Source organism: Bacillus sp. FSL K6-4563 (assembly GCF_038630405.1).
GTDB lineage: Bacteria > Bacillota > Bacilli > Bacillales > Bacillaceae > Bacillus > Bacillus pumilus.
This window is the reverse complement of sequence record NZ_CP152030.1, coordinates 845,320-857,530: the sequence shown is the minus strand read 5'-3', so window position 1 is coordinate 857,530 and position 12,211 is coordinate 845,320. Positions and strand designations below refer to the sequence as shown.

At 41.6% G+C, this 12,211-nt stretch carries 13 protein-coding genes; 6 read left to right on the top strand and 7 right to left on the bottom strand.

Translation table 11 applies throughout. The features are described from left to right. Window positions 1–31: 31 nt before the first annotated feature. The 3 genes from MHH54_RS04065 to MHH54_RS04055 form a co-directional block, all read right to left on the bottom strand. Entirely contained in the window at window positions 32–598 is a 567-nt protein-coding gene (locus MHH54_RS04065) for a TetR/AcrR family transcriptional regulator (protein WP_113386849.1), read from the bottom strand. A 154-nt stretch (window positions 599–752) separates the two neighbouring features. After that, window positions 753–2,138, bottom strand: a complete 1,386-nt coding sequence (gene rlmD, locus MHH54_RS04060) for a 23S rRNA (uracil(1939)-C(5))-methyltransferase RlmD (RefSeq protein WP_342500722.1) — start codon at window positions 2,136–2,138, stop codon at window positions 753–755. Window positions 2,139–2,239: 101 nt separating this feature from the next. Further along, window positions 2,240–3,109 (bottom strand): DNA-3-methyladenine glycosylase, encoded by an 870-nt coding sequence (locus MHH54_RS04055; protein ID WP_137055528.1) that lies wholly within the window; start codon window positions 3,107–3,109, stop codon window positions 2,240–2,242. Window positions 3,110–3,544: 435 nt separating this feature from the next. On the opposite strand from MHH54_RS04055, the gene MHH54_RS04050 reads away from it, so the two are divergent. The 3 genes from MHH54_RS04050 (at window position 3,545) to MHH54_RS04040 (ending at window position 5,674) form a co-directional block, all read left to right on the top strand. Beyond that, on the top strand, window positions 3,545–4,057 hold the full coding sequence (locus MHH54_RS04050) for a stress protein (protein ID WP_342500721.1): 513 nt from the start codon (window positions 3,545–3,547) through the stop codon (window positions 4,055–4,057). A gap of 132 nt (window positions 4,058–4,189) precedes the next feature. Further along, the gene (gene corA, locus MHH54_RS04045; RefSeq protein ID WP_003218035.1) at window positions 4,190–5,149 is read left to right on the top strand and encodes a magnesium/cobalt transporter CorA; all 960 of its coding nucleotides are present in this window, start codon (window positions 4,190–4,192) and stop codon (window positions 5,147–5,149) included. 33 nt (window positions 5,150–5,182) lie between these two features. After that, window positions 5,183–5,674, top strand: a complete 492-nt coding sequence (locus MHH54_RS04040; RefSeq protein ID WP_003218062.1) for a DUF2716 domain-containing protein — start codon at window positions 5,183–5,185, stop codon at window positions 5,672–5,674. A 35-nt stretch (window positions 5,675–5,709) separates the two neighbouring features. Here the strand turns inward: MHH54_RS04040 and pdaA are convergent, their stop codons facing one another. Both pdaA and MHH54_RS04030 read right to left on the bottom strand, forming a co-directional pair. Then, the gene (pdaA, locus tag MHH54_RS04035) at window positions 5,710–6,501 is read right to left on the bottom strand and encodes a delta-lactam-biosynthetic de-N-acetylase (RefSeq protein ID WP_003218060.1); all 792 of its coding nucleotides are present in this window, start codon (window positions 6,499–6,501) and stop codon (window positions 5,710–5,712) included. Between the two features lie 101 nt (window positions 6,502–6,602). Further along, window positions 6,603–6,794: an SE1561 family protein gene (locus MHH54_RS04030; protein WP_003218031.1), complete on the bottom strand. Its 192-nt coding sequence runs from the start codon at window positions 6,792–6,794 to the stop codon at window positions 6,603–6,605. Window positions 6,795–6,940: 146 nt separating this feature from the next. On the opposite strand from MHH54_RS04030, the gene yfkAB reads away from it, so the two are divergent. The 3 genes from yfkAB to MHH54_RS04015 all read left to right on the top strand — a co-directional run bounded on the left by yfkAB (window position 6,941) and on the right by MHH54_RS04015 (window position 9,882). After that, window positions 6,941–8,062, top strand: coding sequence for a radical SAM/CxCxxxxC motif protein YfkAB (gene yfkAB / locus MHH54_RS04025; RefSeq protein WP_050944782.1), 1,122 nt, complete (start codon window positions 6,941–6,943; stop codon window positions 8,060–8,062). 7 nt (window positions 8,063–8,069) lie between these two features. Further along, window positions 8,070–8,906, top strand: a complete 837-nt coding sequence (locus MHH54_RS04020) for a mechanosensitive ion channel domain-containing protein (protein ID WP_003218032.1) — start codon at window positions 8,070–8,072, stop codon at window positions 8,904–8,906. Between the two features lie 256 nt (window positions 8,907–9,162). Further along, window positions 9,163–9,882, top strand: a complete 720-nt coding sequence (locus tag MHH54_RS04015) for a YebC/PmpR family DNA-binding transcriptional regulator (RefSeq protein WP_106036313.1) — start codon at window positions 9,163–9,165, stop codon at window positions 9,880–9,882. Window positions 9,883–10,235: 353 nt separating this feature from the next. Here MHH54_RS04015 and MHH54_RS04010 read toward each other — a convergent pair whose 3' ends face one another. Together MHH54_RS04010 and cax are read right to left on the bottom strand one after the other, a co-directional pair. Beyond that, complete coding sequence (locus MHH54_RS04010) at window positions 10,236–10,997, bottom strand: YfkD famly protein (protein WP_236638980.1); 762 nt, start codon at window positions 10,995–10,997, stop codon at window positions 10,236–10,238. An 88-nt stretch (window positions 10,998–11,085) separates the two neighbouring features. Next, window positions 11,086–12,153 (bottom strand): calcium/proton exchanger, encoded by a 1,068-nt coding sequence (gene cax, locus MHH54_RS04005; protein WP_106030316.1) that lies wholly within the window; start codon window positions 12,151–12,153, stop codon window positions 11,086–11,088. Between the last annotated feature and the right edge of the window lie 58 nt (window positions 12,154–12,211).

Here is a 12,211-nt window from a genome sequence, read left to right as displayed (position 1 = left end):
AGTACTAATTTAATGTGAAAAAAAAGCTTCTTTATCGAAGCAAGTTAAAAATATGATCGGCTGTTTTTGTAATGACAGTGGCATCCTTCAATGTTTCTGAAATAAATAACGCGCCTTCAAGATTGGTAATAAATAGTGATGCAACCTCATCAATATGAATCGTCTTTCTGAATTCTCCATTCTCTACTCCTTGTTTCAGTAATAGAGAAACTTTCTTTTGTAATCCTGTAAAAAACAGACCTATTTTTTCTTTTATTTGTGTGGCCTGTGTAGGACTTTGAATATAAAGAGTAATAAATGGACAACTCCCTTTATAGTCTCTCGATTGAACTCCTTGTGATAATTGCTTTAAAAATAGTTGGATACGTTCTTCAACTAAAAATTGGTTCTGAGATAGTACGTCATCAATTGCAGATTGATACATGTCAATCCAATAATCAACGACCCCTTCTAATAATTCCTCCTTATTAGAAAAGTGATAATACACATTAGACTTTGACACTTTGCTTACACGTACTAATTCATCCATGCTTGTATAAGCAAATCCTTTTTCTAAAAATAAAGTTGCAGCTACTTCAAGCACACGTTTTTGATTCATTAATTTTACTTTTTTCATAATTAGAACTATATAGTACTAATTTAAACATTGCAAGTGTATATGTTCATTTAGAAAAAAGTCTGATGAAAGAAATGCCCGCAAAACAAAAAAAGCTCGAAAATCTAATATTGATTTTCGAGCCTTGATTTAAAGTCTATTTTTTCACGAGCGATACAACAGTCTCCACATGAGATGTATGCGGGAACATATCGACTGGCTGCATGTGTTCGATTTTGTAGTCTTTTGACATGTATTCGAGGTCTTTTGCTAGTGTTGATGGGTTGCAAGAGACGTAGACAAGGCGTTTTGGCTTGACTTGTTTGACGGTGTCTAAGAAGGTGCTCTCGCAGCCTGTTCTTGGCGGGTCCACGACGATGACGTCAGGACGGAAGCCTTCTTTGACCCATTTTGGCAGCCAATGTTCAGCTGTTCCTGTCACATAGGTCGCGTTTTTCATGCCGTGTTTTTTGGCATTTTTCTTGGCATCATCAATCGATTCTTTGATGACATCCATTCCTCGTACTTCTTTGGCGCCATCTGAAAGCCACATCCCAATCGTTCCAACGCCGCAATACGCATCGACAACTTTTTCTTTGCCAGTTAGTTTTGCCGCTTTTTTCGCTTCGTCGTAAAGCTTTAGCGTTTGCTTCGGATTCAATTGGAAGAAAGCACGTGCACTCAGTTCAAAGGAGACGTCTCCTAAAAATTCTTGAATGACCATGTTGCCAGCTAGGTGAGATGTCTTATGGCCAAAGATGACCGACGTTTTTTCACCATTGATGTTGTGCATAATGGACGTCACTTCTGGCAGACGTTTTTGAATGGCTTCGGCGATTTCTTTTTTCTTTGGAAATTCCGGCTTTGATGTGACAAGAACGACCTGCACTTCCCCTGTTTCAAAGCCGACACGCACAACAATTGAGCGTACATCGCCTTTTCTCGTCCGTTCATTGTAGACCGATACACCGAATTTCTCTAAAATTTTGCGGACAACGCCCGTTGTTTTGTTCGTTTTTGGATGCTGCACGATGCATTCCTTAATCGGTACAAGCTTATGAGAGTTCAGTCCGTAAAGCCCAGCAATGATGTCACCGCTATGAGAACGCCCTACTTGGAACTGACTTTTATTCCGGTAGTGCCACGGATCTTCCATACCGATCGTTGGCCTGATATCAAGCTGTTCAACTGGTAGTTTTGTATGTCGTTCCATTGATTGAATGACAATATCTCGTTTTTCCTTTAGCTGCTGCTCGTACGCCAAATGCTGAAGCTGACAGCCGCCGCATTCTTCGTATACTGGGCATGGCGGTTTCACTCGATGCTCGGAGCGCTTTCTAACTTTCCTAACCGTACCTTCTGCATATTTTGCTTGGACATTCGTTGCTTCCACAACCACTTCTTCGCCTGGAAGCGCACCTGGGACAAAGACTACTTGCTTTTTAAAATAACCGACCCCTTCTCCATTAATGCCAAGGCGTTTAATGGTAAGCGGAAACTGCTGTCCCTTTTGCAAAAGGGCACCTTGCTGTTTTTCCTTCACTTCATTCTCTCCGTTCTATCTGAACCGTTGATAGGTTGTCTTCATTTTATTCCATCTCATTAGTATACCATGACTTGGACAAAGAGAGAAAATCCCTTTCATTATTTATCTGTCTCAATGCTTCTCCATAAATATAAAGAAGCGTAGCTTAAATAAGGAGTCCAATCCTTGCTTAATGCTGCCATCTCTTCTTTTGTCGGCTTTTCAGGCAGGTCAAAATGCCGCTTGATGGCGTTTTGAATCCCGATATCTGCCATCGGAAAGAGATTTGGTCTTCCAAGTCCATTCATGAGCACATTTTGAACTGTCCAAGGTCCAATCCCTCTAATCGGAAGCAGACGTTCTTCCACCTCCAGATCAGTTAAATCATGTAATTCTTCTAAACAAAGAGAGCCGCTCACAATTCGCTTCGAGACATCGATGACATATTCCGCTTTCCGCTGACTAAATTGGAGCTTTCTCAATTCCTCTGTTTCAAGTGAGGCGATGGTTTCTGGTAAAGGATCAAACCAAACCCCCTCTATTTGCTCGCCATACGTATGAACAAACCGTTTTGTGAGTTCATAGGCAAACGCCAGATTGAGCTGCTGATGAATGATGCATTTCATCAAGCAATGATATAAGTGAAAATCCAGCATGAGCGGTGTCCCCTTATGACGCTCAAAAACGGGGGCTAGATTTGTTTGAGAAAAATGCTCATGCACAGCGTCTAATTGATGCTCCATGCCAAATATCCGCTTCACCTCACATATGAGAGGTTCCTCAGGACCATTTCCTTTCACCCGAAACGTGGGTGCTTCTTTTGTTCCCGTGGCTTGAACAACGACAACGTATGGTGTTTGTTCTAATCTGATTGGTACTTTGATTTCTCTTTTATTCAAATCGACTGCTTTTAATGGATCATTTGATAAGCGTCTTAGCACTTGATCGAAGTGATATGGCGGTTCAACCACCAGCTGTTTTTCCCACATGTTTTCCCTCTTCCTTTCTGCAAATACGCGCAGATGCAATTGTTTCATTTTGCTTGAATGATTCTCTATATTAAATACTTTTGAATATAAAGAGTACAAGAATTTATCAGTTATATCTTCCTTATTTGTGGTCATTCTCCTTTTGGTCTGATGAAAGTTTTTGGTCGAATTCAGCTAATATTCGACATGATCCTCCAATATTTTAGGATCATTTTCCTTAAATTAGAAATAGAACCTCTGGGTGATATCTTCTATCCCGAAAAAATTTGTATAATTATGACATATCAAGGAGGTGACAAAGGAATTAGCTGATTAGGCAATCATTTGTTTTATCTTGCAGGAACATATTTTACCTCATTGATAACCGGCTTCACCTAGTTTCACTTTTTACGAAAAGGAAGACCCAAACATTTTAAAACAAAGGAGATCCGACCAATGAAAAAAACCATTCTTTCTATTGCCCTTGCCACTGCTGTTTCTTCGACACTGCCAGTATTTGCTGACGCTGTTGAGAAAAAAACGTCAACACCCGTCTCTACTACACTACAGCAAACTGTATTAAACAAAGCTGCTGAAGGAAAAGCTGGAACGACAGCTAGTCCTAATGTTAACGTCAACTTCGATGTTCTTGGGATTGCCAATGCGATTGTTAACGCAGTAAACGCAAATGCAAACCGTCCTGGGTTCGTTAAAGGCGTGATGGAAAGCACATTCTATGCTGCTGGTGGCAGATATAATGTCATGGTCTTTAACCTAAGCCAAAATTATGAAGACCGCTTTAACGGCGTGAAAACTTTTGCAACTGCTAATCTTGGTAACGTTGTTTACGGTATTTGGGTATTTGAAAGTGGTACCTTTAAAAACAACGGCGATGGCGGCTGGGATAACTGGGCGTTCAGAGGCTGGTTTGACCGTCAAGATAAATTTGTTACGTTCCATCGTCCTTAATTCTCGGTTTTATCCATCAATCATACACGCACATTGGACCGATCTCAGTGATGAGATCGGCTTTTTTATGGAGAGAATGTATAAGTTCACTGGCGTTGCTTCATGATATAATGCAAGTCTGGAGGGGTGTATATGCTGAAAAAACTTGCAGTGACAAAGAACGGAGACTTGATTGAACATGCAACATTGCACCAGCTTTCAAGCCCCGATATCGCCTGGTATTGGATTGACTTTCATGCGCCAACGGAAAAGGAAGCAGCGCTGCTGAAGGAATTCTTTCAGTTTCATCCGCTTTCAATTGAAGATTGCTTCCATTATTTACAGCGGCCTAAGCTTGATTTTTATGAAGAGTATTTATTTTTCGTTCTTCATGCTCTCAATCAAAAAACACTTCGTTCAGAGGAAGTGGACCTGTTTGTTGGGGAAAGTTTTATTGTCACCTTTCATTTAAAGGAAGCACCATACATTGATCGTGTGATGCGAAAGCTAAAAGCATCTGAACACGCGCGAAATAGTGGACCTGAGCATCTTGCCTACATGCTGATTGATGATCTGGTTGATGATTATTTCCCAATTATTTATCAAATTGAAGACAGGTTAAATGAGATCGAAGATGAAGAAGGTCATAAAACGTACGGTACTTTAATGAACGAAGTATTCGGAATTCGGTCAGACTTGTTAAAGCTAAGAAGGACAATTATTCCGATGAGAGACCTTTTATATCGTATCGTGAATATTAATATGATGAAAAACGATAAAAATAGACAAGCCTATTTCAATGATATCTATGACCACCTTCTGAAATTAACAGAGATTGTCGAATCAAACCGTGATATGACAGCCGATTTACGAGACAGCTATCAGACGCTGAATTCTAACCGAATGAATGCAATCATGATGACGCTGACCATTGTATCGACCATCTTTATTCCATTGACCTTTATTGTTGGAGTGTACGGAATGAACTTTGATAACATGCCTGAATTACACTGGAAGTATGGCTATTTTGGCGTACTGATTTTCATGGGTCTGCTCGTCTCGGGTATGCTTTTGTGGTTTAAGCATAAAGGATGGTTCCGCATATTCAAATAATGTGTAGAGTGAATGACTGAGGAGGCGGTTAGAATGAAAAACTGGATTCCTTTGTCTCATCAAGAACTAAAGCTCGTATGGGAGACGCTCTATCGAGATTTCAAATTTAATCCGAGCCTCTCTCGTTTTCCCTCATTTCGCGTACCTTCTCCTTTCATTACATATGATATTTCTGCTTATTTTGAGGACTCTTCCCTTCTTCATGCAGATGAAGACCTTGAAGAGAAAGCATTACTTGTTTTTCAGGAGCTTATCAGAACAGACGAGTATATGCTGGCACTTGATTGGCAGCACGAATGCTACTGGATCACACCATACGGCTCATTTGAAAAAGATGAATTCGGAGATTGGGCAGTGCCTGTGCTACCGAACGGGGATTATTATTTCTTTTTATCAAAAGAGATGCATTGGGGCTTGCTAGGACACCCTTGGGAGCAAAGTATCACGATTTTCGGTGAGGGCTTGATTGACTCTTTCACTCGTCATCATCCGATTTTGTTTCAGCGTAAAATAAGAGAAGGATAAAGAAAAAGCTCGCAGGTCTTCTGCAAGCTTTTTTTCTATAGCTGAGGCAGATGCCATACTTTTTCAAGCATGAGATCGTCTAGGCTTTTAAAGGAATAACCTTGTTTTTTCAGTGACGTGATGGCATCATCCAATGCCTCGGCATTGTCTCTTGAGACGGTATGAAGTAAGTAAATGGCACCTGGGTGCGCCTGCTTCATCATTTGATCGTAAGCATACTGTTTTCCTTTTTGATGATGAATATGCCAGTCCACAAACGCCACTGACCAGAAAACGGTTTGGTAACCGAGCTCTTTTGTTTCCTTCAGCACTCTTTCACTGAATACACCGCGCGGCGGACGAAGATAGAGGTTGTCTTGTTTCCCAGTGATTTTGTACACGGCTTCATTGACGCGCCCCAGCTCTTCTTTGATTTCTTTCGTACTCTTTGTTGTTAAATCTGGATGGTGATAGGAGTGGTTGCCAATGATATGACCTTCCTCCGCCATACGTTTAACGAGCTCAGGCTGGTCCTTGACAAAGTGACCTGTCACAAAAAAGGTGGCTGGCACTTGATGTTTTTTCAGCACATCTAAGATCTTCGGCGTGTACCCATTTTCATAGCCATTGTCGAAGGTAAAATAAATCTCTTTCTTTTTCGTGCTTCCTAAATAGAAGGCATCATACTTTTTTAAAAGGGCGTTCAGTTCTTTACCCGCATCCGCTGGCTTGTGTTCTTTGCTTTTCGCAAATCCCCAATGGACGGGCTGATTAGACACGGCTTCCGCTTCTGAGAGAGGCATGGATACAAAAAGCGCACATAAACAGATGAGCATGTATTTTTTCATTTACGTCACTTCCCGGTTTTTCTTCTATTGTGCAGAATAAGACCGAGACTCATACACTGATTCACCTGCCAATTTAAAGAAAAAAGCCCGCACTGTGCGAGCTATTCTTCCTTCCAATCGGTTTTAAACCGTTCATATTTTGCTTCTAGGTCGTCAATCATCTGGATCAGTCTGTCTATATCCTCAACATCTGTTGATTCTGGATCTAATGAATCAATCACATTCATAAACATATCTAATCGGTTCTTTAAATAATCAACCTGCTGCTCTTTGCTGTCTGCTGCCTTGCCCATAGATACACTCCCTTTAGCATTTGTTTCTAGCTTATCTTTTTTTCCCTTGTAAATCAATGAAACCCCACTTGCGTATAACGGTGATGGGGCTTAAAATTAACTGTTGGCGGGTCCACGTTTGCCCGAATGAAAAGGAGATAGATACCATGAACCAAAAAACAGCACTTCGTCCGATTACACCTGCATATGACCCTTGGGAAGCCTATCTCGATGTGCAGGATTACGGAGAGATGAAGCTGACAAATATTGAATTTACAACAACGACGTTGTGTAACATGAGATGTGAGCACTGCGCGGTCGGCTATACGTTGCAGCCAAAAGACCCGAATGCACTGCCGCTTGATTTACTGCTTCGCCGTTTAGATGAAGTTCCGCTTCTGCGCTCAATCAGTATTACAGGCGGAGAGCCTATGCTTTCTCTCAAATCTGTGCGGGAATATGTCGTCCCTTTATTAAAGTATGCCCATGAACGCGGCGTCCGTACACAGATCAATTCAAACTTAACACTTGATTTGGCGCGATATGAAGAAATTATTCCATACTTAGATGTTCTTCACATCTCACATAACTGGGGAACTGTCGAAGAGTTTGCAACGGTCGGTTTTGCGATGATGGACAGAAAACCAACCTTTGAGCAGCGCGAGAAATTATTTAACCGCATGATTGAGAATAGCCGGGCACTTGTCAAAGCAGGTGTTACCGTATCTGCTGAAACCATGCTTAATAAACGCACACTTCCATATATTGAACACATCCACCGGCAAATTGTGGAGGAAATGAAATGCCAGCGCCACGAAGTTCACCCGATGTACCCAAGTGATTTTGCCAGCGCCCTTGAATCATTGACGCTTCCGCAAATGCGTGATGCGATTCATCAGCTGCTTGATATTCGTGATCAAGACACATGGATGCTGTTTGGCACCCTGCCATTTTATTCTTGCAGTACAGATGAAGAAGACCAGCGACTTCTCAAACGATTGCGTCAGGAGAAGCATGTCACGGTACGAAATGACCCTGACGGACGCTCACGGTTGAATGTGAATATTTTTGATGGGAATATTATTGTGACGGACTTTGGTGATACACCTCCGCTTGGAAATATTGCGACCGATACATTGCAATCAGCTTATACTCGCTGGATGGACACAAAATTAGCAAAAGAGCTGAATTGTCATTGTCCAAGCGTACAATGCCTCGGTCCGAATGTTCTTGTGAAAAACAGCTATTATCAAGATGTTGATTTTACTTCTCGTACAGCCAGGGGGTAACCGATAGATGGACGATACATTTCTGACAGTGGTCAAGAACAAATACATTGAAATTCTAATTGTTGGACTTGTTCTTTGGCTTGCCGTCTTTATCATCAACAAAGCCCTTCAGATTTTCTTTAAACGAACGGAGTTTATTGAAGATAAGAAGAAGAAAACGATCGAGAGCTTGGTCAAATCTGTGACGAAGTACACAGCTTCAATTTGCTTTGTATTCTATGTCATTTCTCTCTTCTTTCATGATTTCGGAAAAATCCTTGCTGGTGCTGGTGTTGCCGGAATCGTCATCGGTTTTGGCGCCCAGACGCTCATTCGTGATATTTTAGCAGGCATCTTCCTGATCTATGAACGTCAGATTCATAAAGGGGATTATGTGACAGTGAATAACCTCTTTAATGGAACCATTGAAGAGATTGGTCTCCGTTCGCTGCAAATTAGAGAATGGAGCGGCAAGCTGTTAACCATTTCTAACGGAGACATCCGGCAAATTCAAAACTATAACATGCACTACATGCGGATTACGGAGTCTGTATTAATTAGTGCGAATCAAAACCCAGATACAGCCTTTCAAGCACTAGAAACGGCCTGTGACAATTTAAATCAAATGCATCATGATTTTCTTAAAAAAGATGAATTCCAGCATGCCATTGAACCGTTTCAAGTCCACGGCATTATGGGTCTGAACAAGCTGAACCGCGGGATTGAGATCACAGTGAAAGGAATGGTCGAAGACGAAAAATACTTCGATGCTGCCCTCGCTGTCCGAAAAGAAATGATCAAACAACTTCATCAGCATGATGTCAAATTGCTTGAAGATCTCGTTTATCCCCAGCCTGCAAAATAACCTCATTTGTGATGGGGTTATTTTTTATATCATTGGCTCTTATTTCTTTATTTATTAGGTGCGCCGAGCTGGCTCGGGCTCTCGAAAAACATGAAACGCTTGGACAGCTTGGACACATCAGCTAAGAAATCTCTTCATTTCAGCCCTCTAACTTCTATCCTCTTGACTAATTCATGTATAATAGAAAACAGAATGATTTCATGCAGCATGGGGACCCTCATACTGTGTATTTTCTAAGTGAAAGAGAGTGAAGAAGATGGGTCGTAAGTGGAACAACATTAAAGAAAAGAAAGCATCAAAGGATGCCAGTACAAGTCGTATTTACGCAAAATTCGGGCGTGAAATCTATGTGGCTGCCAAACAAGGTGAGCCAAACCCAGAATCAAACCAAGCACTTCGTTTTGTCCTAGAACGTGCAAAAACATATAGTGTCCCAAAACACATTGTAGACCGTGCCATTGAAAAAGCCAAAGGCGGTGCGGAAGAGAATTTCGATGAGCTGCGCTACGAAGGATTTGGTCCAAACGGATCAATGGTGATCGTTGATGCCCTCACCAATAACGTGAACCGTACAGCGTCAGATGTTCGTGCGGCATTTGGGAAAAACGGTGGAAACATGGGCGTAAGCGGCTCTGTTGCCTACATGTTTGACCAAACAGCTGTCATCGGTGTCGAAGGAAAAAGTGAAGAAGAAACGCTTGAGCTTTTAATGGAAGCAGACGTTGATGTACGTGACATCATGGAAGAAGATGAAACAGTGATTGTGTACGCTGAACCAGATCAATTCAATCAAGTACAAGAAGCATTCAAACAAGCCGGCGTAGAAGAATTCACTGTCGCTGAAATCACAATGCTTCCTCAAAATGAAGTGACATTAGATGATGAATCTAAAGAACAATTCGAGAAACTAATAGATGTATTAGAAGAGCTTGAAGACGTGCAGCAGGTTTATCATAATGTGGATTTAGGGGAATAAAAATTTAAGCCATCGTCGAGGTTGGGTTCATTCAACTGCTGCTATGGCTTTTTTATTTTCTCAAAACATGTAATATATAAATAAAATGTTAATTTCTACAACTCTTTAAGGAGCTGAGCTTCATTTTTAAAACATGGTGGTTTTCTTATTATGGATTTATGATCATTCCTATTCTTGGGCTAAGTTTAATTTTCAGCAACTTCATGATAGTAACAAAAATTTTCTTCTTTCTCTTCATCGCATGGTATTTATATACCATCTTTGACTTTTACAAAAGTGAATTGAAAGGGAAAAATGATAAAACCAATTAGCAAAAAACAGTCATCTCCCCTTGATAAGAGGAGATGACTGTTTTAATTCATCCCTTGAAACCCAAACGTCAGGTGATCCTGAACAGGAATCCAAGCGCCGATTCCTTGTGAGGTCACGTTTTTCACGACGAGTTTGCGTTTATTTCCTTTTAGTACAAGGTACACTTCTCCGTATGTCACCTTCCCTTTTTCGTTAATCGCTGGTGCATAGGCATGAAGCGAAGCTGCTTTTTTCGGAGAGACATGGTACGATTGATCTCGTTTTGTTCCTGCGCCAATCACCGTGTCAAATGCAAGGGGCAGCTTTGTTTTTTGGATGGCTTTTTGCATCATCAATGTTTTCACATCTTCTGGGCTTGGCACTTTTGCTGTGAGCCCGCCGCTTACTTTCACTTGCTGCTTTTGAACGTATTTGCCAATGGCTGTTTTGTTGCCGCCTCTGTTATCAATGTGATTCGTATTCACTTTTTTGTATTCCCAGTTGGCCACCGTTTCGTTTGAATCATAGCTCAGTGCCCATCTGCCAAGGAAAATGGTCGCGCGGTAACCAACAGCTAATGGCGTCCCTGAAATGCTGGATTCATTTAGCATTTTGATCAAATGGGTATTCTCAATAGGAACATTCGTTGTTTTAAACAATTCTGCTGTCAGCTCGCTCGGTTGGAGCAATGGCTGGTCCTGTGACGCATTCGGATACGTATTCTCCTTAGAAATACTGGCGACAGACGATGGCACCTTAAATGACTTCGCCGCCTCCGCTGGAAAGCTGTATAGAAAACTTAAGGATAAGAGAACAACAAACATGATGCGGGGCATCTTTTTCATATCATCACTCTTTCTCATTCATTTTTCCATAGTATTTTCCGCAAAGACGTCCCTTATCCACAAAAGATTATAAAAGGAAAAATCCAATCGCCATAATGAAATAAGCAGCAAGTAATGTGGCACCTTCAAACCAATTGGTATCTCCGTCATTTGACAAAATGACTGTGAGTAACACAGCGGATGCCATCGCAATGAGCTCTGGTAAGGAGAAAATGAGTGGCATCTGCGTATTGAAAAAAAGCGAGCTGATGACAAGGATTGGTGCGACCATCATCGCAACCTGAAGTGTGGAACCAAAAGCAATTTCCACTGCGACATCCATTTTGTTTTTATACGCCATGATGACAGCAGAGGCATGTTCTGCCGCATTGCCGACGATGGCCACAATAATGACTCCGATAAACAACTCACTCCAGCCAAATTGTTCCCCCACCGTATCAAATGTATGGACGAGGCGCTCTGAAATGTACGCAACGGCCATCGTTGCAAGCAGCAAAATCAAAGTGGCAAACTTACCAGACCATTCAGGTATTTCTTCTTCCGTCTCCGCCTCTCCATCCAAGCTCTCCTGCTTGGCAACATAGACACCTCGGTGGCTCACTAGTTTGAAATAGAGCGCAGCAACATAAAGCAAAATCATCACAATGCTAATGCCAATGCTTAAAACAAATTGCTTCTCCTCAGCCATTTCCACCGAAAACACTTCTGGAATGACAAACGCCACAATAATGGCAAACATGAGCAAGCCCGAGTTGTGCCTTGCATCGTGGACATTGAACACTTGGCGCTTATATTTTAAACCGCCAACGAAAAAAGACAGCCCCGCCACAAGCAGTAAGTTTCCGATCACTGAGCCAGTTAACGACGCAAGGACGATGGCTGTCAGTCCTTGCTTTAATGCAAAAAACGAAATAATTAACTCCACCGCATTTCCAAATGTGGCGTTTAAAAGCCCGCCAATTCTGGGACCTGCTATGATGGCAAGACTTTCTGTGGCTCTTCCCATAAAACTAGCAAGGCCAATAATGGCGATACAATACACAGCAAACATGATGACCTGCGGAAAATGAAGAAAACTGCCAATCACCGATAGCGGCACACCAATTGCGACAATCACAAGAAACAAACGATTCATACAGCCATTCTCCTTTACATATGTCTGACTGTTATTCTTTCGTGAGTGCCGGCTTCAT

What these genes read in the sequence shown, in the direction of transcription:
- MHH54_RS04065 (WP_113386849.1), bottom strand. Translation starts at nt 598, where the DNA reads ATGAATCAAAAACGTGTGCTTGAAGTAGCTGCAACTTTATTTTTAGAA.
- MHH54_RS04030 (WP_003218031.1), bottom strand. Translation starts at nt 6,794, where the DNA reads ATGGGCAAGGCAGCAGACAGCAAAGAGCAGCAGGTTGATTATTTAAAG.
- MHH54_RS04055 (WP_137055528.1), bottom strand. Translation starts at nt 3,109, where the DNA reads ATGTGGGAAAAACAGCTGGTGGTTGAACCGCCATATCACTTCGATCAA.
- MHH54_RS04020 (WP_003218032.1), top strand. Translation starts at nt 8,070, where the DNA reads ATGGACGATACATTTCTGACAGTGGTCAAGAACAAATACATTGAAATT.
- corA (WP_003218035.1), top strand. Translation starts at nt 4,190, where the DNA reads ATGCTGAAAAAACTTGCAGTGACAAAGAACGGAGACTTGATTGAACAT.
- pdaA (WP_003218060.1), bottom strand. Translation starts at nt 6,501, where the DNA reads ATGAAAAAATACATGCTCATCTGTTTATGTGCGCTTTTTGTATCCATG.
- MHH54_RS04040 (WP_003218062.1), top strand. Translation starts at nt 5,183, where the DNA reads ATGAAAAACTGGATTCCTTTGTCTCATCAAGAACTAAAGCTCGTATGG.
- MHH54_RS04010 (WP_236638980.1), bottom strand. Translation starts at nt 10,997, where the DNA reads ATGTTTGTTGTTCTCTTATCCTTAAGTTTTCTATACAGCTTTCCAGCG.
- MHH54_RS04015 (WP_106036313.1), top strand. Translation starts at nt 9,163, where the DNA reads ATGGGTCGTAAGTGGAACAACATTAAAGAAAAGAAAGCATCAAAGGAT.
- cax (WP_106030316.1), bottom strand. Translation starts at nt 12,153, where the DNA reads ATGAATCGTTTGTTTCTTGTGATTGTCGCAATTGGTGTGCCGCTATCG.
- yfkAB (WP_050944782.1), top strand. Translation starts at nt 6,941, where the DNA reads ATGAACCAAAAAACAGCACTTCGTCCGATTACACCTGCATATGACCCT.
- MHH54_RS04050 (WP_342500721.1), top strand. Translation starts at nt 3,545, where the DNA reads ATGAAAAAAACCATTCTTTCTATTGCCCTTGCCACTGCTGTTTCTTCG.